Here is a 21971-nt window from a genome sequence, read left to right as displayed (position 1 = left end):
TGCCCGGGAGGGCGGTCGTGCGCCGGGCGGGGGGCGGAAGAGCCGCCGGCCGCCCGGAGGTCACCCCTGTTCGGTGTGCCAGCTGGGGCCCTCGCCGGTGCCGTCGCCGGTGCCGGAGCGGTCGGTGGGGCCGTCCGTGGGCGGGGCGGGCATCGCGGTCGGCTCGCAGGGGGCCACCGCGCCCGTGACGATCTGCAGCGAGGTGGAGACCGGAGGGGCCTCCGGCCCGCTCCTGTCGAGGGTGACCGCCAGCACGAGCGTCTGCCCGGCGGGAACGCGTCCCTTCGGGATCTTGAAGGAGATCCCGTTCCCGCTGCTGCCGATGCTCGCCTCGAACCGCCCCTCGGCGGTCCCGTGCTGCCCCCGCGGCTCCTTGCAGACCTGCCCGTACGGCAGGTAGTCCACCACCGCCTTGACCCCCGCCGCGGCCAGCTCGGACGCCAGCCCGTCCGGGTCACGGAAGGCGTTGATCTCCACCGACACCCCGCCGTCGGCCGTCCCGGTCACGGCGTACGCCGGCGCCCCGCCGAACAGGCCGGTCGCCGCCACCGTCGCCACCGCGGCGACCCCGGCCGCCGCGGCCAGCCCCACCAGCCTGCGCCGGGGCCGCCGGACGACCGGCGTGCCGCCCTGGCCCCCGACTGGAGCCCCGACCTGCGCCGGCCCGGCCGCCATCTCGTGCTTGAGCGCGCCCAGCAACCGCTCCTCGAAAGTGTTCATGCCTGTCCCTCCACGTACACGGCCGACGGCGATGCGACGTTCTCCAGGGCGCGTCTGGCCCGGTGCAGGCGGACCCGCGCGGTCACCTGCCTGATGCCCAGGGCGGTGGCCGCCTCGGAGACGGTGAGCTGGTCGATCGCCACGAGCTCCAGCACCGCGCGTTCGCCCTCCGGCAGGCCCGCCATGGCCGCCAGGGCGCCGCGCATGCCGCGCTCGGCGTCGATCCGCTCCTCCATCCGGACGAGGTCGTCGTCGTCCATCAGCCGCCGCCCCGCGATCCGGCCGGCCGCCCGCGCTTCCCGTGCCGACCTGCGCAGCTGGGCCGACACCACGTTGCGGGCCACGCCGTACAACCACGCGGTCTGGCTGCCCCGGCCCGGCACGTAGGTGTGGGCCGAGTCGAGGGCCGCCAGGAAGACGTCGGCGGTCAGGTCGGCGGCCAGGTGAGGATCGCTCACCCGCCGCACCACGAACCGCATGACGACGTCGACATGGCGGCGGTAGAAGGCCTCGAAGGCCGCCGGGTCCTCGTTGAGGCGCACTGGCCTCGCTCCCTTCGTCGTTCGCCCTTACACCTGTACTTGGTCCGGCCGACGGGAAGCGTTTCGGCGCAGGTCAGGCGAGGGTGGGGCGGCGCGGCTGGAAGAGCCACGCGTCGAAGAGCGGGTCGAGATCCTTGCCGGACAGCCGCTCGGACAGGTCGACGAACTGCCGCGTGGTGACGTTGCCGTAGCGGTGTTCGGCGGTCCAGGTCTTGAGCAGCTTGAAGAACGTCGGGTCGCCGACCGCCTTGCGCAGGGCGTGCAGCGCCATGCCGCCGCGCGTGTAGACCGACTCGTTGAACAGGTCACCGGGTTTGGCCCGGCCCGGCGGGTAGGACCACATCGGGTCTTTGCCGCCGCGGTTGTAGAAGTCCTTGAAGATGGTGTCGGCGGTCTTCTTGCCCCGGTGCTCCGACCACAGCCACTCCGCGTACGTCGCGAAGCCCTCGTTGAGCCACAGGTCCTTCCACCGCTTGATGGTCAGGCTGTCGCCGAACCACTGGTGGGCCAGCTCGTGGGCGATGATGCCCTCGTCGGGGTCGAAGCCGCCGTAGAGGGGCTTGGTCTGGTTCTCCAGGGCGTAGCCGGCCGAGTAGTCGTCGACCACGGCGCCGGTCGAGGAGAACGGGTAGGGGCCGAAGACCGTGCTCCAGTAGTCGGTGATCTCGCCCGAGACGTTGTAGACGCGGTCGAGGCCGGTCTTGAACTTCGGATCGACGGCCGCGTACGTCAGGATGCCGCCCGGCGAACGGCCCTGACGCACCTCGAACTTGCCGATCGTCGCTGTGGCGAGGTAGGTGGCCATCGGGTGCCGCTCGCTCCACCGGTAGGTGGTGCGGCCGCCCGCGGTGGACGGGGACGCGCTCTGCTCGCCGTTGGCCACGACGGTCAGGCCGGCGGGCACGGTGACCGTGAAGTCGAAGGTGGCCTTGTCGGCCGGGTGGTCGTTGCTGGGGAACCAGGTCTTGGAGCCGTTGGGCTCGGAGGCCACGAACGCGCCGTCGGCGGTGGGGATGAACCCGTAGGTGCCCAGGTTGGCGGTGTCCTTGGCGGGCGTGGGGCTGCCGGAGTAGGAGATCTCGGCGGTGAACGGCGAGCCGGCGGTGAGCCGCGCGGCCGGGGTCACGGTCAGCTCGCCGTCCTTGCGGGAGAAGCCCGCGGGCGAGCCGTCGACGCTGACCTTGGCGACGTCGAGGCCGGTGAGGTCGAGGTTGAAGCTCGACAGGTCTTGAGTGGCCTTGGCGCGGATCTTCGTCAGACCGGTGAGCCGCTTGGTCGCCGGGGTGTAGTCGACGGTCAGCGAGTAGTGGGCGACGTCGTAGCCGCCGTTGCCGTCCTGAGGGAAGTCGGTGTCGCCGATGCCCGGCGCGCCCGCGTGGCGGCCGGCGGCCGAGCGGGGCGGCGGCTCGTCGGTGGGCGCGCAGGCGAGCACGCTGATCAGCGCCACCAGCACGGCCGCGCCGCGTCTTCTGATCCGCATAGGTGAACCAGCCCCCTTCAACCCGTGACCGGAATCTTACGCTGGGTCACGCGCTCCCGACGACTCGTCACCGTGGAGGGGGAAGAGCCGGAGGCGCCGGCGGCTCCCCGCCGCCGGCGCCCCATCAGCCCTGAAAGTGGTGGTGGTCCCATGAAATCCAGATCACCCCCACTAAGTCGGGACAAACTAAAGGTTGCCCCTTCGTTCCTGCTCGCGCTCGATCGCCTCGAACAGGGCCTTGAAGTTGCCCTTGCCGAACCCGAGCGACCCGTGCCGCTCGATCAGCTCGAAGAAGACCGTGGGACGGTCCTGGACCGGCTGCGTGAAGATCTGCAGCAGGTAGCCGTCCTCGTCGCGGTCGACCAGGATCTTGCGCTTCTTCAGCTCCTCGATCGGCGCCCTGACCTGCCCGATGCGCTCGCGCAGCTCGGGGTCGTCGTAGTAGGAGTCGGGCGTGTCGAGGAACTGCACGCCCGCCGCGCGCATGTGGTCGACGGTGGTGAGGATGTCGTTGGTGGCCAGGGCGATGTGCTGCACGCCCGGCCCGCCGTAGAACTCCAGGTACTCGTCGATCTGCGACTTCTTGCGGCTGATCGCCGGCTCGTTCAGCGGGAACTTGACCTTCCGCGTGCCGTCGGCCACGACCTTGGACATCAGCGCCGAGTACTCGGTCGCGATGTCGTCGCCGACGAACTCGGCCATGTTCGTGAAGCCCATCACCTTGCGGTAGAACTCCACCCACTCGTCCATCTTGCCGAGCTCGACGTTGCCGACGCAGTGGTCGACCGCCTGGAACAGGCGTCCCGTCTTCGTCGCGGGCGGCGCGACGAGCGGCTCGGCCGGCACGTAACCGGGCAGGTACGCGCCCCCGTAGTTGGACCTGTCCACGAGCGTGTGCCGCGTCTCGCCGTAGGTGGCGATGGCCGCGATCACCACCTTGCCGTGCTCGTCCTCCAGCGTGTACGGCTCCACCAGGCCCGTGGCCCCGTGGGCGACCGCGTAGGCGTACCCGGCCTCCACGTCGGGCACCTGGATGGCCAGGTCGATCACGCCGTCGCCGTGCTCGGCGACGTGCCTGGCCACGTCCGTGCCGGGCCGGATCGAGGCCCTGAACTCGAAGGTGGCGCTGCCCGAGGTCAGGACGTAGGCGACCTCGTCGCGGCTGCCGTTCTCCGGCCCGCGGTAGGCCACCAGTCGCATGCCGAAAGCGGTCGAGTAGTAGTGGGCGGCCTGCCGGGCGTTGCCCACGGCGAACACCACGGCGTCCATGCCGTTAACCGGAAAGACATCAGTCATACCCCCAACTCTCGATTTAGCTGGACGAGTTGTGCAACAGTTACTTGAACGAGTGCACAATCTGTCCACCTATCTCAGGTCAGAGTCGGAGAACTTGTACAGCATGACGATCGACGAACTGGACGCCCGGCTGATCTCGCTGCTGACCGCCGAGCCCCGGCTGGGTGTGCTGGAGTGCTCACGCCGCCTCGGCGTCGCCCGCGGCACCGTCCAGGCCAGGCTCGACCGGCTGGTGGCCAAGGGTGTGATCACCGGGTTCGGGCCCGACGTGTCGCCCGTGGCGCTCGGCTACGACGTGACGGCGTTCGTCACCATGGAGATCAGGCAGGTCTCCGGGCACGACCCGGTCGCCCACCGGCTGGCCCACATCCCCGAGGTGCTGGAGGTGCACACCATCACCGGCGGCGCGGACCTGCTGTGCCGGGTGGTCGCGCGGACGAATGCCGATCTGCAAAGGGTCATCGACCAAATCGTGGATGTTCAGGGGGTGCTCAGGACTTCTTCGATCATCGCACTCGACACACCGGTTCCTTACCGAGTGCTGCCTTTGGTCGCCGATGTTCCGCGCCGCGGGGGGCGCTAGACGTACCATCGCTTAGGGACGAGGCACCGTTATCGATCGTTTACCCTTGACATTCGCCCAGCTGGCGGGGGTTGGGCGAGGGTGTCTCGGAGGGGGGTCTCGGATGCGGGGCGGTGGTGGAAAAGGCATGCGGAAACGGCGCGTACTCCGAATAGTGTTGATCTCTTTCGGCGCCGGAATCGCCGTGCTCGCCGGTCTTTTCGCCATTGCGTGGGCGATGACTCCCATTCCCGACAGCACGCAGAAATCGGCCACCGCCGAAGGCTCGGTGATCTATTACCGCGACGCCAAGACGGTGCTCGCCCGGCAGGGCGTCGACCGCAGGAACGTCGAGCTGGCCAAGGTGCCCAAACACGTGCGCGACGCGGTCATCGCCGCCGAGAACCGCTCGTTCTACAACGACGGCGGCGTCTCGCTCAAGGGCACCGCGCGGGCCGTCTGGTCCACCGTCACCGGGCAGCAGCTCCAGGGCGGCTCCACGATCACCCAGCAGCTCGTGCGCAACTACTACAGCGGCCTCAGCCAGGAGCGCTCGGTCACCCGCAAGTTCAAAGAGATCCTCATCGCGATGAAGGTCGACCAGTCCAAGTCGAAGGACTGGGTGCTGGAGCAGTACCTCAACACGATCTACTTCGGCCGCGGCGCCAACGGCGTCCAGTCGGCCGCCCGCGCCTACTTCGGCAAGGACGTCGACAAGCTCACCGTCGCCGAGGGCGCCTACCTGGCGGCGGTCATCCAGCAGCCCAGCCGGTTCGCCGACCCCGAGGGCGCCGACCTCGCCGCGGCCCGCTCCCGGTGGCAGGCCGTGATCAACGCCATGAGCCAGACGGGCGCGCTGTCGCGTCAGCAGGCCGCCGCCGAGCGTTTCCCGGCGCTCAAGGCGCCCAAGAAGCCGTTCGAGCTCAAGGGCCAGGGCCAGTACATGCTCGACCAGGTCACCGCCGAGCTCAACCGGCGCGGCTACTCCGACGAGACCATCAACAGCGGCGGCCTGAAGATCGTCACGACGTTCGACAAGAAGCTCATGACGGCGGCCGAGCAGGCGGTCAAGGACGTGCTCCCGGCCTCGACGCCGAAGAAGGTGCGCACCGGGCTGGCCGCCGTCGATCCGGCCACCGGCGAGGTCGTCGCCTTCTACGGCGGCCGCCACGACCAGGTCGGCGACTACGACAACGCGTTCTCGGCCAAGCGGATGGCGGGCTCGACGTTCAAGCCGTACACGCTGGCCGCCGCGCTCGACAACGGCTTCGACCTGTCCACCAGGGTCGACGGCAACTCGCCGCTGCGCGTGGCCTCGGCCGACAAGCCCATCCCCAACGACAGCGGCCGCTCCTACGGCCAGATCAACCTGGTCAGCGCCACCCAGAACTCCGTCAACACGGCCTTCGTCGACCTCGGCCAGAAGGTCGGCCTGGACAAGGTCGCGGCCGTCGCCGAGGCCGCGGGCATCCCCAAGGAGCAGTTGCAGGGGCAGCAGGCGTACGCGACCTTCCCGCTCGGCGTGTCCTCGGTCAGCGCCGTCCAGAACGCCTCGGGCTTCTCCACCTTCGCCAACAAGGGCGTGCACATGGAGGCGCACGTGGTGCGGTCGGTGACCGACGGCAAGGGCGAGAAGAAGACGGTCAAGCCCGTCGCCACGAAGGTGGTGGAGGAGCAGGCCGCCGCCGACACCGTCTACGCGATGCAGCAGGTCGTCAAGTACGGCACCGGCACCGCCGCCCGCCTCTACGACCGTCCGGTCGCCGGAAAGACCGGCACCACCGACGACTCCAAGAACGTCTGGTTCAACGGGTTCGTCCCGCAGCTCGCCGTCGCCGTGAACATGTTCCGCAGCGACGACGAGACCGTCACCATCCCCGGCTACGGCACGCAGTTCGGCGGCCAGCTCCCGGCGCAGGTCTGGCGGGCGTTCATGACCGAGGCCATGGCCGGCGAGCCCGTCGAGGAGTTCCCCGAGCCCTCCCAGTACGGCTACGAGTCCTCCTACTCGCCGCCCGACCGCGGCCGCGACGTCCGCGACCAGCAGTCGCCGCCGCCCGCCGACCAGAACGAGTGGGACAACCCCGACTCAGGCCCCACCGAGCAGCAGCCCTTCGGCGACCCGGCGGTCACCGAGGCGCCCACCGACGACGGCTCGGGCGACAACGGCAGGACCGGCCGGCAGGACGAACGCCCCCAGGACGCCCCCACGGCGCCCTCAGACCAGCCTCTGGGGCCCCCGGACGAGGGCCGTGACACCCAGCGCGACAACCTGGGCCGGCCGTCAGGCACCGGCTAGCTGGGCCCGCAGCTCCTCCACGGTGGTGACCGGCAGCCGGCAGGTGAACCCCCTGCACACGTAGGCGGCCGGCGCGCCCCCGATCGGCCCGCGCCCCTCCAGCAGCGCCGGGAACGGCTCCCCGTCGGCCTCGCCGTCGCCGGGCGCGACCACCAGGCCCGGCACGTCGGCCAGCAGCGCCTCCCGGTGCAGGGCGGCCGTACGCGGGTCGGCGGGGCTGCCGACGACCGCCACCTCCACGGGGCCGTCGAGCGCCGCGCGGACCACGGCCAGCCCCCAGCCGGCGAACCTGGCGTGCCGGTCGGCCAGCACCGACACCGTGGCGAGCGCGGCCTCGGCGGCCTCCCGGTGCCTGGCCGAGCCGGTCAGCGCGGCGTAGGAGAGCAGGGCCCCAGCGGCCGCGTACTGGCCGGAGGGCGTGGCGTTGTCGGTGGGGTCCTGTGGGCGCTGGAACAGCCGTTCGGCGTCGTCAGCGGTGTCGTAGAAGCCGCCGGAGCCGTCGGAGAAACGGTCGAGGACCGTGTCGAGCAGTGTCCCGGCCAGGCGGAGCCATTTCGTCGCGCCGGTCACGCCGTAGAGGGAGATCAGGCCCTCGGCCACGTTCGCGTAGTCCTCCAGCACGCCCGCGTTGGCGCCCGCGCGCCCGTCGCGGGAGGTGCGCAGCAGCCGCCCGCCGGTCGTGTGCACGTCCGCGAGCAGCTCGGCCGCCGCCGTGGCGGCCTCGACCAGGTCGGGGCGCTCGAACACCACGCCGGCCTCCGCCAGCGCCGCGACGGCCAGGCCGTTCCAGGAGGCCACGACCTTGTCGTCGCGGCCCGGCCGCACCCGCAGCTCCCTGGCCGCCAGCAGCCTGCCGCGCACGCCGGCGTACCGCACCTGGTCCTCGGGGTCGCGCGGGAGCTGGAGCACCGACGTGCCGTGCTCGAACGTGCCGGTGACGTCGAACAGCCCGGTGGCCCAGCGGCCGTCGTCGTCCCCCAGGACCTCGCGCAGCTCCTCGGGCGTCCAGACGTAGAACTTGCCCTCCACGCCCTCGCTGTCGGCGTCGAGGGCCGAGGCGAAGCCGCCCTCGGGCGTACGCAGCTCGCGCAGCATCCAGCCGGCCGTCTCCAGCGCCACCCGGCGGGCCAGGTCGCCGCCGCCCGCCTTCCACCAGTGGGTGTACACCCGCAGCAGCAGGGCGTTGTCGTAGAGCATCTTCTCGAAGTGCGGGACCACCCACTCGGCGTCGACGCTGTACCGCGCGAAACCGCCGCCGAGCTGGTCGTAGATGCCGCCGCGGGCCATGGACCCGAGCGTCCGGCCGCTCATCTCGCGCTCGCCGGAGCGCAGCAGGAACTCCAGGACCATCGACGGCGGGAACTTCGGCGCGCCGCCGAACCCGCCGTTGACCGGGTCGAACGACTCCCGCAGGTTGGCGACGGCCCGCTCCAGCGTCTCCGCCTGCGGAGCGGCGCCGCGCGGGAACGCGGTGTTCTCGTTGAGCGCCTCGACCACCTTGGTCCCCTGCGTCAGCACCGACTCCCGGTCGCCGGTCCACACCCGGTGGATCTCGGCCAGCAGGCGCCGGAAGTGGGGCCGCGGGAAGTACGTGCCGCAGTAGAACGGATGGCCGTCGGGCGTGGCGAACACCGTCATCGGCCAGCCGCCCTGCTGGGTCATGGCCTGGGTGGCGGTCATGTAGACGGCGTCGACGTCGGGCCGCTCCTCGCGGTCGACCTTGACGTTGACGAAGTGCTCGTTCATGAGGGCGGCCGTGTCGGCGTCCTCGAAGCTCTCGTGGGCCATCACGTGGCACCAATGGCACGCCGAGTAGCCCACGCTGATCAGCAGCGGCACGTCCCGGCGCCGGGCCTCGGCGAACGCCTCCTCGCCCCACGGGTGCCAATCGACGGGATTGCCCGCGTGCTGCAGCAGGTATGGGCTCGTGGCGTCGTTCAACCGGTTCATCAGGACCTCCCCCGCTCACCCTAAACCGCGTCCCCGGGGCCGGGCCGCCACCCCCGCGGCTGACTCGGGCGGGGCGGACGGCGTAGGTTACGGGCGTGGACATCGACTACGTCTGCGCCCACGCCGGACGCCCGCCGGTCGCCGTCACGCGCAGGGACGTCGCCCGCGCGCTGCTGGCCGTGCCCTCGGGCGTGGCGCTGGTGGCGCTGCCCGATCTGCGGCGGGCCATGGTGTCGGCGGGCAACCCGCTCTCGCAGCCGTTCTGGGACTCCGCCAAGGCCACGCTCAGCTCCATCGAGGCGGGCGTGGCCACCGTCGGCGACGTGCAGCGCTGGGTCGAGTCCACCGGCACCGAGCCGATCCTCATGACGCCCAGCTACTTCGTCTGGCCCGAGGAGGACGAGCGCGGTCCGGTCGCGGCCGAGATGTTCGAGCGCATGGTCTCCTTCCTGGAGGAGCGCGTCGGCGCCGGCGAGATCGATCCGGACGCGCTGGCCCGGGGTGACCACGCCGCCCGCCGGGCGTACGAGGAGCTCCAGGAGCACTGGCTGGCCACGCCGCTGCCCGACGGCCGGGTGCCCGGCTTCGCGGTCAGCGACGAGCAGGACGAGGAGCTGTTCGCCGCCCTCGACGAGGAGGAGGCGTTCGCGCTGTCGGAGCTGCGCCGCATCGTCGGCGAGCTGCCCAAGGCGCCCGAGCTGCCGCTGGTCGAGCTGGAGCTGGCCGCCGCGCGCCTGCGCGTGCTGCTGGACCTGCCCGGCTACCCCGCGAACGTGCTGCGCGCCTGCGCCGGGTTCGACGACCGGCCGATGCCGGGCGACGACCGGGAGTTGTGGCTGGCGGTGGCGGCGGGCGTGGCCGGGCCGATCTCCGACCTGTCGGAGGACGACGACGTGCCGGAGGAGTTCGCCGACCTGGAGGGGGAGCTCGGCCACGAGGACACCGCACTGGCCAATCTGTGCGCGATCCAGCACGCCGACTGGCTGGCCGCGGTGGCGGCGCTGGCCCGCATGGGGCCCGGGGTGCTGGCCTCGCCGGAACGCCTGGCCAGGCTCATCGCCGAGTCGGGCGACATCGAGTCGGGCGAGCAGGACGACGACGACCTCGACGCCACCGAGGGCCTGTTCACCTCGGTGGTCAGCCTGTGGACCTACCTGGGCATCGTGGACGCCGACGAGGTGCTGACCCCGCTCGGCTGGTGGGGCCTGCCCAAGGCCCTGGAACGCGCCTGGTCACCCCGCGACTGACGGGTCGCTGTACTCCTTGAACTCGGGGTGACGCTCGATGTAGCGGGCCACGTAGGGGCACAGCGGCACGATGCGCAGCCCGGTGTCGATGCTCGTGCGCAGCGCGTAGTCGACGAGCCTGCTCGCCAGGCCCTGGCCCTCGTAGGCGGGCAGCACCTCGGTGTGCGTGAAGACGACTTTGGTGGGCAGCAGTCGATAGTCGGCGAACCCGGCGACCTTGCCGTCGACGAGGACCTCGAAGCGGCACTCCGTCGAGTTGTCGACAACTTCGATCGGCATCTATTCGGCTTTCTTGTCCGTGTCGCCCTCGTGCGGAACCTGGATCTTCGACATCTGCTTGTTCATCGACTTGATCAGGATGTAGAGGGCCAGCCCGATGAGGGCGACGACGGTGAAGCCGAGCAGACCCGGACTGACATCACCAGCTGCGAGAACTGTCACACCTTCAGTCTGCCACCCGTATGCCGTGGTCCGGTCAGTGGCAGGCGGGTGAGACGTCCTCGGCGTGGATGCCGGCGAACAGGTCGTCCTCGGGCAGCTCGGTGTCGACGAGCGAGCGCGCCAGGTGGTAGTCCTCGGTCGGCCAGATCTCCTGCTGCAGCTCGCGCGGGCAGACGAACCAGAAGCCGTCGGGGTCGACCTGGGTGGCGTGCGCGAGCAGCGCCTCGTCGCGGATCTGGAAGTACTCGCCGCACGGCACCCGCGTCGTCACCGGCCACTTGGCGGGCCGGTCCTCCCAGCGGGAGATCCAGTCGGAGTACGGGGAGCCGAGCCCGCGTTCGGTCATGGCCTCGTGCAGCGCCTCGAAGCGCTCCTTGGTGAAGCCCATCTGGTAGTAGAGCTTCATCGGCTGCCACGGGTCGCCGGTGCCGGGGTAGCGGTCGGGGTCGCCGGCCGCCTCGAACGCCTCGACGGAGACCTTGTTGGTCATGATGTGGTCGGGGTGCGGGTAGCCGCCGTCGTCGTCGTACGTGATGATCACGTGCGGGCGGAACTCGCGCACGGCGGCCACCAGCGGGGCGGTGGCGTCCTCAAGCTTCTGCACGGCGAAGCAGCCCTCGGGCAGCTCCTCCTCCTCGCTCTCCGGCAGGCCGGAGTCGACAAAGCCCATGAAACGCTGCTGGACCCCGAGGATCTCGCGGGCCCGCTCCATCTCCGCCCTGCGCACCTCGCCGATGTTGGCCACGATCTCGGGCCGGTCCATCTTCGGGTTGAGCACGGAACCCCGCTCACCGCCCGTGAGGGTACAGACCAGCACTTCCACGCCTTCGCGCACGTAACGCGCCATCGTGGCGGCGCCCTTGCTCGACTCGTCGTCGGGGTGGGCGTGGACTGCCATCAACCTCAGGGGTGCACTCACGGGCGCGTTCTCCTCACAGGGTCTCCTCGGTGGAGGACCGGTCACTCGTCCAGAGAGGTTAGTTTCTGCTGGGCGGTCGCGAGGGCACGCCCCCCGCGGGCGACAATTGTCTCGGATAACGCTCAGGGAGTGCAGGGAGATTCCGCCATGGTCACCGAAGATGTCGGGAACGGACCCGTTCTCGGCACACCCGACGACTTCCCCGACCGTCCGAAGAGAGGCGGCCGGCTGGTCGTGCATGTCGTGATCGGCGTGCTGGTGGCCATCGTCGCCGGTGGCTGGGGATGGGTGATGTGGTCGATGACGGCCGGCGGCGGCTCGGAGGCCCCGGCGCAGGTCGTCTCGTTCAGCATCGACGCGCCCGGGCGCGCGGAGATCACCTTCGAGGTGTACAAGCCCGACGATAGAGTGGCCGTCTGCCGGATCAGGGCACTGGACGTCTACCACGCGGAAGTCGGTAGCAAGGAAGTAAGAATCCCGGCTGGTGAGGGTAGTAAGCAGCTCAAGGAGAGCCTCGACACCAGTGGTCAGGCCACTTCCGTCCACATCCAGTACTGCAATCTCGTATAGTGAGACATTTGGGGAAGCGTCCGGTCGGTTGAGTTGTTAGCCTTTCGCAATTCGACCGTCCACATCCTCAAGTGATCTCAGGGCCCCCTAGGCAAGCAAGGAGAACCCGTGGCCGACTCTCGCGATGAGAACGTCACATGGCTGACGCAGGAGGCGTACGACCGCCTGAAGGCGGAGTACGAATATCTCTCTGGCCCCGGGCGCGTCGACATCGCCAAGAAGATCGAGGCCGCCCGTGAGGAGGGCGACCTGAAGGAGAACGGCGGCTACCACGCCGCCAAGGACGAGCAGGGCAAGATGGAGGCCCGGATCTTCCACCTCCGCCAGATCCTCGACAACGCCAAGGTCGGAGAGGCCCCCAAGACCGAAGGCGTGGTCGGCCCCGGCATGACCGTGACGATCCGGTTCGTCGGCGACGACGACGAGGTCACCTTCCTGCTCGCCTCCCGCGAGGAGAGCGGAGCGCCGATCGACGTCTACTCGCCCAAGTCGCCGCTCGGCTCGGCGATCAACGGCAAGAAGATCGGTGAGAAGGCGACGTACTCGATGCCCAACGGCCGCCAGAACACCGTCGAGATCCTCGAGGCTGTGCCGTACATCGGCAACTGACCCCCGCAGATCCTGACCGCCGGGCCCACGTCGGCCCGGCGGCGTTTTCGCGTTCGCCCGGAATCGCGCAGGACCTCAGCTTCCTGGTGAAGACGCGGAAACGGCGAGACTTATCCAGGCTCATCCCCTTCATCGTGGTGATGCTGGTGGCCGTGCTCACCACCGACGTGCTGGTGCTGGTCCAGACGGGGGAGGAGCAGGCGCCGGTCGAGGTGGTGCGGGCGCGACCGGTGCCGAAGCAGACGCTCATGGCCGAGTCCCGTGCCGAGCAGCAGCCGGTGGCGCCGCTGAGCAAGCTGCGCAAACCCCACCTCTTCGTGCTCACCCGCAAGCCGTTCACGGACGACCTGCTGCGCAAGGTGGCCAGGCTGCGCGGCGTACGGGCCCTTGAGCTGGCCGACGCGGCCTCGATCTCGCTCGACGGCAAGCGGGTGCAGACGCTCGCGGTGAACCCGTCCACGTTCCGGGCCTACACCCCCAAGGTGACGGCGTCGTCGGACGCCCTGTGGCAGAACGTGGCCTCCGGCGACGTGGCGGTCTCGTTCGTGCTGGGCAACGACGGCGGGCTCGCGCTGCACAGCCGCGTGAGCGGGCCGGCCGGGCCGCTGCGCATCGGCGCGTACGCCACCACCGGGTTCGGCGCGGTCGACGCGGTCGTGTCCAAGGAGACCGGGCGCCGGCTGCGCCTCCCGCGCGACAACGCGCTCATCGTCAGCGCCCCGGGCACGAACTCCGACGCGCTGCGCAGGGCCATCCTGGCCGCGATGCCCAAGGGCACGCAGGTGGCCACCGTCAACCCCGTCCAGCCGCGGCCCAGGGCCGACACCCCGAAGAACTGGCCGTCCGGGTCGTTCATGACCGTGGAACAGCTCACGGCGGCGCTGAAGGCCGCGGTGTCCAAGCTGGGCCGGCCGTACGTGTGGGGGGCCGAGGGGCCCGACACGTTCGACTGCTCGGGGCTGGTGCAGTGGGCGTACGGGCAGGCGGGCGTACGGATGCCGCGGGTGACCCACCAGCAGTGGGTGGCCGGGCCCCAGGTGCCGCTGGCACAGGCGCAACCGGGCGACCTGATCTTCTGGCGCAACGACCCGACGAACCCGGGTTACATCTCGCACGTGGCGATCTACTGGGGCAACGGGAAGGTGCTGCAGGCGCCGCGTACCGGTGACGTCGTCAAGATCTCTCCGTTGAGCACCCGGAACCTGGCCGGCGTCGTCCGGGTCAGCCCTGTCGCGGCCGCCCGCGTCCGCTGAACGAACCTTCGGCACGAACCGTGGGTTCGGCTCGTGCATTTCGCGCGCAACTGTGTAATCGTGATTACATGTCAACAGAAGAGATGGGCGCGCAGGTACGCGGCTGGTTCACCGGCCGGCTCCCCGAGGGGTGGTTCACCGGGGCCCCCGAGATCGTCCGTGACCGCGAGGAGATCGCGGTGCTCGGCACGCTGCCCGATCCGCCCGACGACACCCCCGAGGCCGAGCGTCTCGCCCTCATCGAGGGGCTGGCCCGCCGGTTCAGGGAGGAGACCCGCGAGCGGCGGATCGAGATCGCCCGTGAGGCGGAGCGCCGCTTCCGCCAGAAGATCTCCTGGGGCGTGCGGTGCGGGGGCGAGACTGTGATGTTCACCACACTGTCCGTGCCCGTGATGACGCGTCTGCGTCAGTCGGAGCGTCAGGTGCTCGACACGCTGGTCGCCGCCGGGGTGGCCAGGAGCCGCAGCGACGCGCTCGCCTGGTGCGTGCGCCTGGTCGGCAAGAACACCGACACCTGGCTGGCCGAGCTGCGCGACGCCCTCCAGCACGTCGACAGAGTGCGCAACGCGGGCCCCGACGTCAATTCCTGAGAACACCGGCGGAAACGGCTCCGGAAATTGGACTAAACCACTTCGGTAATTGGTTTAGACCACGCGAATTGGCCTGGACGGGCTCCGCGAAATTCCTCTTTTAAATCTCGGAGACCTGGGTAGGCTCCCCGGATCGTCAGGGCCGCTGCCTGCGACGACGGTCGCGCCAATAGGTCTATGCCAATTGGCCTTCATGCGCCTTCGTCGTTAATGATGTCTGGGCCCTGAGAGAGTGGAGGAGTCACAGTCGTGTCCGTTTCCGTGGAAGTGCCCGCGCCGACGAGCAATCGCGAATTGGTCGCGTGGGTGAACGAGATCGCAGCCCTGACCCAGCCCGACCGGATCGAGTGGTGCGACGGCTCGGAGGAGGAGTGGACGCGCCTGACCAACCTCCTCGTCGAGCAGGGCACGCTCACCCGGCTCGCCGCGCGCCCGAACAGCTTCTACGCCAAGTCCGATCCCAGCGACGTGGCGCGGGTCGAGGACCGTACCTACATCTGCTCGGAGCGCGAGGAGGATGCAGGCCCGACCAACAACTGGATCGCTCCAGCGCAGATGCGCGAGACCTTCTCCGAGCTCTTCGCGGGCTGCATGCGCGGCCGCACCATGTACGTCGTCCCGTTCTGCATGGGCCCGCTCGGCGGCGAGATCTCGCAGCTCGGCGTCGAGATCACCGACTCCGCGTACGTGGCCGTGTCGATGCGGATCATGACGCGCATGGGCGACCGGGCCCTGCGCCTGATCGAGCAGCGCGGCGGCTTCGTCAAGGCCGTCCACTCCGTCGGCGCCCCGCTGCGGCCGGGCCAGCACGACGTGGCCTGGCCGTGCAGCTCCACCAAGTACATCAGCCACTTCCCCGAGACCCGTGAGATCTGGTCCTACGGCTCGGGCTACGGCGGCAACGCGCTGCTGGGGAAGAAGTGCTACGCGCTGCGCATCGCCAGCGTCATGGCCCGCGACGAGGGCTGGCTGGCCGAGCACATGCTCATCCTCAAGCTCACGCCGCCCGACGGCGAGACCCGTTACGTCGCCGCCGCCTTCCCGAGCGCGTGCGGCAAGACGAACCTGGCCATGCTCCAGCCCACGATCCCGGGCTGGAAGGTCGAGACGATCGGCGACGACATCGCCTGGATGCGCTTCGGCGACGACGGCCGCCTGTACGCCATCAACCCGGAGGCCGGCTTCTTCGGCGTCGCGCCCGGCACCGGCCAGGTGACCAACGCCAACGCGATCAAGACCCTCTGGGGCAACAGCATCTTCACCAACGTCGCCCTGACCGACGACGGTGACGTGTGGTGGGAGGGGCTCACCGAGGAGCCCCCGGCGCACCTGACCGACTGGAAGGGCCGCTCCTGGACGCCCGACAGCGACGAGCCCGCCGCCCACCCGAACGCCCGCTTCACCACACCCGCCTCCCAGTGCCCGACCATCGCACCGGAGTGGCAGGACCCCAAGGGCGTGCCCATCTCGGCGATTCTCTTCGGCGGCCGCCGCGCCACCGCCGTGCCTCTGGTCACGGAGTCGCTGAGCTGGGAGCACGGCGTCTTCCTCGGAGCCAACGTCGCCTCCGAGAAGACCGCCGCGGCCGAGGGCAAGGTGGGCGAGCTGCGCTACGACCCGTTCGCCATGCTGCCGTTCTGCGGCTACAACATGGGCGACTACTTCGGCCACTGGCTGGACATCGGCCGGGTCAAGGGCGCGAAGCTGCCGCGCATCTACTACGTCAACTGGTTCAGGAAGAACGACGAGGGCAAGTTCATCTGGCCCGGCTTCGGCGAGAACAGCCGCGTGCTCAAGTGGATCGTCGAGCGCCTCAACGGCGAGGCCAAGGCGAACCCCACGGCGATCGGCCTGCTGCCCGCCGAGCTCGACACCGACGGCCTCGACCTGCCCGAGGAGGACCTGCGCACGTTGCTGTCGGTCGACCGCGACGTGTGGCGCGAGGAGGCGGCCCTGATCCCGGCCCACTTCGAGAAGTTCGGCGACCACCTGCCGAAGGAACTGTGGGACGAGTACGACGCCCTGCTCGACCGGCTCGGCTGAGCGGGCGCGCGCGGTGCGGCGGTGCTGGCCGCCGCACCGCGCGGGTGCGTCCTGATCACCCCCGGAACCTTTATGCCTGCCTTATACGTCTTCCCGGTACGCGGCCCGACGGGCCGCACGAGGGGAGGGCGTATGGATCTGTTCCTTCTCATCCTCGCGGTGGCGCTGGCCGGGGCGGCCGGGGTCACCGTTCTCGCGGTCCGGCGTGAGCACGCCGCCATCCGGGGGGCCGCCGTCGAGCTCCGGCCGCACGATCTCGGCCCCTACGAGCTGGCCTTCCTGGCGGGCGGCCCCAGGCGCGTCGCCGACACCGCCGTCGGGCTGCTGGCGGCCTCGGGGGCCGTACGCGTGTCCCGCGACGGACGGGTGCACCACGTGGCCGGCGCGCGAAGCACCGGCGAGCCGGTCGAGGACGCCGTCCTGGACGAGGTCGAGCGCAACCCCGGCGCGTGGGCGAGCACCATCAGGGAGCGCGTGGGCCAGGGCGAGACCATGGACGGGCTCAGGCACCGGCTGGGCAGGATCGGCGCCGTCCACCCCACCGGCTCCTTCACCCAGGTGGACCGGCTGATCGTCCGGTTACGGGTGCTGGCGGTGCTGGCCCTCGCCGGGGCGGCCGTGGAGGCGCTGTCGGTCGCCGTCGAGGGCACGTCGCCGCTTCCCCTGGCCGCGCTCGGCGTCCTGGCCGGGACGGTCGTGGGCGCGCCGACCGCCATCGCCGGACACCGGCGCACGTTCCCCACCGATCTCACCGCTTCCGGGCAGGCCGCGCTCGACCGGGCCAAGCTGGACCACCCGCCGGGCACGTCCGCGGGCCCGGTGGCCGTCGCGCTGTACGGCCTCGGCGAGCTGAACGACGCCAACCTGGTCCTCGCGCTCGACGGCTCCCCGGCCCGTACGGTCGCCACCAGGCGGCGGCGTGCCGGCGACCAGTCGCACAGCGCGGGCGCGGGCGGTTGCGGCACGGCGGGGTGCGGCGGCGGGAGCGGCTGCGGAGGCGGCGGCTGCGGGGGCGGCTGCGGCGGCGGAGGGAGCTGACATGCCGGACCTGCCGGACCTGGGGGTGGGCATCGGATGGCGGCCCGAGCTCGACCTGACGATCGAGCGGATGGCGGGCGTCGGGTTCGTCGAGGTGGTGGCCGAGAACATCGACCCCGGCGACCTGCCCGAGTCGCTGCGCGTGCTGCGGGCCAGGGGCGTGCCGGTGATCCCGCACGGCGTCTCGCTCGGGGTCGGCGGCGCCGAGCCGCCGGACCCGGCCCGGCTCGCCCACCTCGCGGCCTGCGCGCGGGCCCTGGACTCGCCGCTGGTCAGCGAGCACCTGGCGTTCGTCCGCGGGGGCGGCGTGGAGGCGGGGCACCTGCTTCCGGTGCCGCGGACGCGGGAGTCGCTGGAGATCGTCGTGGAGAACGTGCGGCTGGCCCAGGAGGCGCTGCCCGTGCCGCTGGCCCTGGAGAACGTGGCGGCGATCTTCGGCTGGCCGGACGACGAGCTGACCGAGGCCCGCTTCCTGGCCGAGGTGGTGGAACGTACCGGGGTGGGGCTGCTGGTGGACGTCGCCAACCTGTACGCCGCCCAGGTCAACCTGGGGCTGTCGGCCGTGGACGCGCTGGACGCGCTGCCGCTGGAGCACCTGGCGTACGTGCACGTGGCCGGTGGGCACGAGCACCACGGCATCTGGCACGACACGCACACCGCCGCCGTGCCGCCGGCCGTCCTCGGCCTGCTGACCGAGCTGTGCGCCCGGACCAGGCCGCCCGGGGTGCTGCTGGAGTGGGACGACGACTACCCGGGCGACGCCGCGCTCGCCGGCGAACTGGCCCGCATCCGGGCCGCCATGTCCTCAGTGGAGCAGGCCGTGGGCGGGCGCGGTGAGTGAGGAGGCGCGGGCGCGGCTGGCGGAGGCGCAGGGGCGGGTCGTCGCGTGCCTGGTGACCGGGGCGGATCCGCCGGCGGGCTTCGACACCGGACGGCTGCGCGTGCAGGCGTCCGCCCTGGTCGCCAAGCGGCGCGGCGTGGTGGCCAGGCTCCGCCCGGACGCCGCCCGTGCCGCCGGGCCCGCCCTGGCCGCGGAGTTCGCCGCCTACGCGGCGGCCCGTGCCGTCCCGCCGCCCGGCTACCGGGCCGACGCCGACGACTTCGCCGCCTGGCTGCGCGCCCGCGGCCTCATGCCGGCCGGGAAGCCGCGCGGATGGGCTCGCCTGTTCTTCGTGTTCCGCCGGGATCCCCGCTAGGCTTGTTTCGTAGCAAGCGCTTGGGAGGCGGTCCGGGCATGCGCATCGTCAACATGGGCGACTGGCCCCTCGGCGAGCAGGACGAGCAGCTCCACCGGCCGGGCGACGACCCGCTGTGGAACGAGTCCTACTACCTCGACTTCGTGTCCGACGACGGTGAACTGGGCGGATACGTCCGCATCGGGCTCTACCCCAACTGGAAGCGCACCTGGTTCTGGGCCCGGCTCGTCCGGCGCGGCGGCGACCTGGTGGAGATCACCGACCACGAGGCCCCGCCGACCGGCCTGACGATGTCCGCCGACGCCTACGAGGCCGACCTGGCCGCGCCCGACCCGCTGCGCACCGCGCGGCTGCGCCTGGCCGCCCCCGGCCTGTCGCTCGACCTCGAATGGCACACCCGCGGCGGCGTGTACGGCTACCAGCTCACCCCCCGCTACGAGGTCCCCTGCGAGGTGACCGGGACGGTCGACGGCCGCCCCTTCCATGGCCACGGCGAGCGCGACCACAGCTGGGGCGTCAGGGACTGGTGGTCGCTCTCCTGGACGTGGAGCAGCGGCCGGCTCTCCGACGGCACCCACCTGCACGGCACCCAGGTCAACCTGGGCATGCCGCTGCCGTGGCCGGCGTTCACGGTGCCGCCCGGCGGCGGGATCGAGCACGCGGACGGCTTCACGGCCGGCACCCGGTTCGACGGCGACCGCCCGGCGGAGACGCTGCTGAGCTTCCCGGGCCGTGCGGTGACCGTGCGGCCGGTCGCGTTCGCCCCCGTGACGCTGGTCTCGCCCGAGGGGGCGGTGGCCGAGTTCCCGAGGGCGCTGTGCGAGCTGGCGTCCGACGACGGCGGCACCGGCTTCGGCTGGACCGAGTGGCACCAGCCGCCGGGCTGGCGTCAGCACGGCTGGCACCCCTTGCTCTGAAAGATCGAGACATCCTAGGTTTGGGGGGTGATTGTCGATGCGCACCAGCACTTCTGGGACCTCGAAACCGGCGACTACCCCTGGCTCACCCCCGAGGCGGGCGTGCTCTACCGGACCTACGCGCCGCACGACCTGGCCCCCGAGCTGGCGCGGGCCGGTGTGGACCGGACGGTGCTGGTGCAGGCCGCCGACTCCTACGCCGAGACCGACGCCCTGCTGGCCCTGGCCGACGCCCACGACTTCGTCGGCGCGGTGGTCGGATGGATCCCGCTGCTGCGCCCGGACGAGGCCGCCGAGGCGATCGCCCGGTACGCCGCCCATCCGAAGTTCCGCGGCGTCCGGCACCTGATCCACGACGAGCCCGATCCCGACTGGCTGGTCCGCGACGAGGTGCTGGAGTCGCTGGGCCTGCTCGCGGCGGCCGGGCTGACGTTCGACGTGGTCTCGCTGCTGCCCAGGCATCTCGACCACGTGGTCACGCTGGCCGGACGGCACCCGTCCCTGAAGATCGTCATCGACCACCTCTCCAAGCCGCGCATCAGGGACCACGAGTGGGAGCCGTGGGCCGGCGGGCTGGCTCGCGCGTCCCGCTTCCCCAACGTGTACGCCAAGGTCTCCGGCCTGGTCACCGAGGCCGACCACCGGAACTGGACGGTGGAGGACCTGCGGCCGTACGTGGAGCACGCCGTCGAGCTGTTCGGCCCGGACCGGCTGATGGCCGGCAGCGACTGGCCGGTGGCCCTGCAGGCGGCCGACTACCGGACGGTCTGGGAGGTCACCGGCGCGCTGCTCGGCGGAACCGACCGGGACCTGGTCCTCGGGGACACAGCCAGGGGTTTCTACGGGTTTAGCTGACTTGGGGCCGGAAACGGGGAAGGGCGTGGGGGGACTACGCTGTGTCGATGGATCGTACCTGACCGTCACGCCTGTAGCGTGCACGGACACCGTCGGCACGCCGTACGAGATCACCCTTGAGCTTCATCGCGACGGCACGCCGTACGGCAGCGTGGGGGAGCGGTGCGGCTGGCTGCTCGCGCGCCTGGCGCGCGGGGTCGACGAGGCGCGGCAGGGAAGGGGGGCGGCCAGGCGGTGGAACGACCCCGACGACCGCTTCCCCGACGAGGAGCCGGAGAGCGAGCTGTTCTCCTTCCGCTACCGCACCCGCTCGGGGCTGGTGGGCGGCGGCGAGCTGCGCTGCCAGCTGCGCACCATCCCCATCTGGCAGCCCGCGCCGGGTCAGTGGCGGCTGACCCGCAGGGCCTACGTCGAGGCGTGGGGGGCCACCGGCGTGGGCATGAGGGCCGTCCTGACGTCCGCGGAGTTGTCCGAGTTCGTCCGCGAACTGGTCCATGAGGCCGAGGGGTGCCTCGGCGGAAGAGATCTCGCCAGGAATCCCATTGGGGGAGCAGGCACGGGCGAAACGCGGTGATAATTGCCTGTTGGGTCATTCGACCAAAGGCACAGCACCGCTGGGGAGGCACTCCGTGGGCCTGCGCGACCTGGTCTACCGGCTGTACGAACACCGGCTGGAGACCAAGCTGTCCAAGGACAGCGTTCCCCGGCATGTCGGGGTCATCATCGACGGCAACCGCCGCTGGGCGCGTGCCATGGGCATGCGCGACGTGGCCACCGGCCACCGCAAGGGCGCGGACAAGATATCGGAGCTGCTCGGCTGGTGCCGGGAGACGGGCGTCGAGGTCGTCACCGTCTGGATGTTGTCCAACGACAACCTCAACCGGCCGCGCGAGGAGCTTGAGCCGCTGCTGCGCATCATCGAGGACGTGGTCCAGGAGCTCGTGGACGAGGGCTGGCGGATCAGCCCGGTGGGCGCACTCGACCTCCTCCCCGACCGGACGGCCAATGTCCTGAAAAACGCAAAAGAAGCGTCATCACACCGTCCGGGCCTGATTGTGAACGTTGCAGTTGGGTATGGAGGAAGACGTGAGATTGCCGATGCGGTGCGCTCACTCCTCCAGGAGCATGCGAGTAAGGGCGCCAGCATCGAGGACCTCGTGGAGGTCCTCGATGTCGAACACATCGCGGAGCATCTCTACACTCGCGGCCAACCCGACCCGGACCTCCTCATCCGTACGTCGGGCGAGCAGCGTCTGTCCGGATTCATGTTGTGGCAGAGCGCTCACTCCGAGTTCTACTTCCACGAGGCTTACTGGCCGGACTTCCGCAGGGTCGATTTCCTGCGGGCGCTGCGCGATTACGCTGCGAGACACCGGCGTTACGGTTCTTGATGCGACATTCGGGTATCCAGGACGTAACGTTGGAAGTGTCCGGCCACAGGCCG

23 protein-coding genes are annotated in these 21971 nt (G+C 70.7%); 15 read left to right on the top strand and 8 right to left on the bottom strand.

Annotation, left to right across the window (positions count from 1 at the left end):
• Nucleotides 1-60: 60 nt before the first annotated feature.
• The 4 genes from ABZ459_RS25330 to hppD all read right to left on the bottom strand — a co-directional run bounded on the left by ABZ459_RS25330 (nucleotide 61) and on the right by hppD (nucleotide 4038).
• Complete coding sequence (locus ABZ459_RS25330; protein ID WP_357974675.1) at nucleotides 61-720, bottom strand: hypothetical protein; 660 nt, start codon at nucleotides 718-720, stop codon at nucleotides 61-63.
• A complete protein-coding gene (locus ABZ459_RS25325; RefSeq protein ID WP_357974672.1) occupies nucleotides 717-1262 on the bottom strand; it encodes an RNA polymerase sigma factor in 546 nt (181 codons plus the stop codon). Before ABZ459_RS25325 ends, ABZ459_RS25330 begins: the two co-directional genes overlap by 4 nt.
• A gap of 73 nt (nucleotides 1263-1335) precedes the next feature.
• The gene (locus ABZ459_RS25320) at nucleotides 1336-2742 is read right to left on the bottom strand and encodes a M1 family metallopeptidase (protein WP_357974669.1); all 1407 of its coding nucleotides are present in this window, start codon (nucleotides 2740-2742) and stop codon (nucleotides 1336-1338) included.
• Between the two features lie 186 nt (nucleotides 2743-2928).
• Nucleotides 2929-4038: a 4-hydroxyphenylpyruvate dioxygenase gene (gene hppD / locus ABZ459_RS25315; protein ID WP_357974666.1), complete on the bottom strand. Its 1110-nt coding sequence runs from the start codon at nucleotides 4036-4038 to the stop codon at nucleotides 2929-2931.
• A gap of 103 nt (nucleotides 4039-4141) precedes the next feature.
• Between hppD and ABZ459_RS25310 the strand changes: the two genes are divergently transcribed.
• Together ABZ459_RS25310 and ABZ459_RS25305 are read left to right on the top strand one after the other, a co-directional pair.
• Nucleotides 4142-4621, top strand: coding sequence for an Lrp/AsnC family transcriptional regulator (locus ABZ459_RS25310; protein ID WP_357974663.1), 480 nt, complete (start codon nucleotides 4142-4144; stop codon nucleotides 4619-4621).
• 217 nt (nucleotides 4622-4838) lie between these two features.
• Nucleotides 4839-6899: a transglycosylase domain-containing protein gene (locus tag ABZ459_RS25305; protein WP_357974660.1), complete on the top strand. Its 2061-nt coding sequence runs from the start codon at nucleotides 4839-4841 to the stop codon at nucleotides 6897-6899.
• On the opposite strand, the gene ABZ459_RS25300 is transcribed toward ABZ459_RS25305, so the two are convergent.
• A complete protein-coding gene (locus ABZ459_RS25300; protein ID WP_357974657.1) occupies nucleotides 6885-8849 on the bottom strand; it encodes a thioredoxin domain-containing protein in 1965 nt (654 codons plus the stop codon). The genes ABZ459_RS25305 and ABZ459_RS25300 overlap by 15 nt on opposite strands.
• Before the next feature lie 95 nt (nucleotides 8850-8944).
• On the opposite strand from ABZ459_RS25300, the gene ABZ459_RS25295 reads away from it, so the two are divergent.
• Nucleotides 8945-10096 carry a hypothetical protein gene (locus tag ABZ459_RS25295; protein ID WP_357974654.1) on the top strand — a complete coding sequence of 384 codons (1152 nt, stop codon included), beginning with the start codon at nucleotides 8945-8947 and terminating at the stop codon, nucleotides 10094-10096.
• Here ABZ459_RS25295 and ABZ459_RS25290 read toward each other — a convergent pair.
• Genes ABZ459_RS25290 through mca form a run of 3 tightly spaced genes read right to left on the bottom strand, consistent with a single transcriptional unit; the run spans nucleotide 10082 to nucleotide 11456 of the window.
• Entirely contained in the window at nucleotides 10082-10375 is a 294-nt protein-coding gene (locus ABZ459_RS25290) for a GNAT family N-acetyltransferase (protein ID WP_357974651.1), read from the bottom strand. The two genes, ABZ459_RS25295 and ABZ459_RS25290, sit on opposite strands and share 15 nt — an antisense overlap.
• Entirely contained in the window at nucleotides 10376-10537 is a 162-nt protein-coding gene (locus tag ABZ459_RS25285; protein WP_352323255.1) for a hypothetical protein, read from the bottom strand.
• Nucleotides 10538-10571: 34 nt separating this feature from the next.
• Nucleotides 10572-11456, bottom strand: a complete 885-nt coding sequence (mca, locus tag ABZ459_RS25280; protein WP_357974648.1) for a mycothiol conjugate amidase Mca — start codon at nucleotides 11454-11456, stop codon at nucleotides 10572-10574.
• A 147-nt stretch (nucleotides 11457-11603) separates the two neighbouring features.
• On the opposite strand from mca, the gene ABZ459_RS25275 reads away from it, so the two are divergent.
• The 12 genes from ABZ459_RS25275 (at nucleotide 11604) to ABZ459_RS25220 (ending at nucleotide 21918) form a co-directional block, all read left to right on the top strand.
• The gene (locus ABZ459_RS25275) at nucleotides 11604-12026 is read left to right on the top strand and encodes a DUF4307 domain-containing protein (protein WP_357974645.1); all 423 of its coding nucleotides are present in this window, start codon (nucleotides 11604-11606) and stop codon (nucleotides 12024-12026) included.
• A gap of 108 nt (nucleotides 12027-12134) precedes the next feature.
• Nucleotides 12135-12635: a transcription elongation factor GreA gene (gene greA, locus ABZ459_RS25270; protein WP_352323258.1), complete on the top strand. Its 501-nt coding sequence runs from the start codon at nucleotides 12135-12137 to the stop codon at nucleotides 12633-12635.
• Between the two features lie 140 nt (nucleotides 12636-12775).
• Nucleotides 12776-13888: a C40 family peptidase gene (locus tag ABZ459_RS25265; RefSeq protein ID WP_357974911.1), complete on the top strand. Its 1113-nt coding sequence runs from the start codon at nucleotides 12776-12778 to the stop codon at nucleotides 13886-13888.
• A 68-nt stretch (nucleotides 13889-13956) separates the two neighbouring features.
• Entirely contained in the window at nucleotides 13957-14478 is a 522-nt protein-coding gene (locus ABZ459_RS25260; protein WP_357974642.1) for a hypothetical protein, read from the top strand.
• A 249-nt stretch (nucleotides 14479-14727) separates the two neighbouring features.
• Entirely contained in the window at nucleotides 14728-16521 is a 1794-nt protein-coding gene (locus ABZ459_RS25255) for a phosphoenolpyruvate carboxykinase (GTP) (protein ID WP_357974639.1), read from the top strand.
• A gap of 132 nt (nucleotides 16522-16653) precedes the next feature.
• The gene (locus ABZ459_RS25250) at nucleotides 16654-17559 is read left to right on the top strand and encodes a TIGR04222 domain-containing membrane protein (RefSeq protein ID WP_357974636.1); all 906 of its coding nucleotides are present in this window, start codon (nucleotides 16654-16656) and stop codon (nucleotides 17557-17559) included.
• 1 nt (nucleotide 17560) lies between these two features.
• Nucleotides 17561-18400: a DUF692 domain-containing protein gene (locus ABZ459_RS25245; protein ID WP_357974633.1), complete on the top strand. Its 840-nt coding sequence runs from the start codon at nucleotides 17561-17563 to the stop codon at nucleotides 18398-18400.
• Nucleotides 18393-18755 carry a hypothetical protein gene (locus ABZ459_RS25240; RefSeq protein ID WP_357974630.1) on the top strand — a complete coding sequence of 121 codons (363 nt, stop codon included), beginning with the start codon at nucleotides 18393-18395 and terminating at the stop codon, nucleotides 18753-18755. The genes ABZ459_RS25245 and ABZ459_RS25240 overlap by 8 nt, the downstream gene beginning before the upstream one ends.
• A gap of 38 nt (nucleotides 18756-18793) precedes the next feature.
• Complete coding sequence (locus ABZ459_RS25235; RefSeq protein ID WP_357974627.1) at nucleotides 18794-19672, top strand: hypothetical protein; 879 nt, start codon at nucleotides 18794-18796, stop codon at nucleotides 19670-19672.
• A gap of 27 nt (nucleotides 19673-19699) precedes the next feature.
• Nucleotides 19700-20527 (top strand): amidohydrolase family protein, encoded by an 828-nt coding sequence (locus ABZ459_RS25230; protein ID WP_357974624.1) that lies wholly within the window; start codon nucleotides 19700-19702, stop codon nucleotides 20525-20527.
• Between the two features lie 25 nt (nucleotides 20528-20552).
• Complete coding sequence (locus ABZ459_RS25225; RefSeq protein WP_352323267.1) at nucleotides 20553-21101, top strand: hypothetical protein; 549 nt, start codon at nucleotides 20553-20555, stop codon at nucleotides 21099-21101.
• A 55-nt stretch (nucleotides 21102-21156) separates the two neighbouring features.
• A complete protein-coding gene (locus ABZ459_RS25220; RefSeq protein ID WP_357974621.1) occupies nucleotides 21157-21918 on the top strand; it encodes an isoprenyl transferase in 762 nt (253 codons plus the stop codon).
• The last annotated feature ends 53 nt before the right edge of the window (nucleotides 21919-21971 follow it).

It is taken from the genome of Nonomuraea sp. NPDC005692 (assembly GCF_040631115.1).
GTDB lineage: Bacteria > Actinomycetota > Actinomycetes > Streptosporangiales > Streptosporangiaceae > Nonomuraea.
Note: the sequence above shows the minus strand (reverse complement) of the source record. Positions and strands in the feature narration are given on the sequence as shown.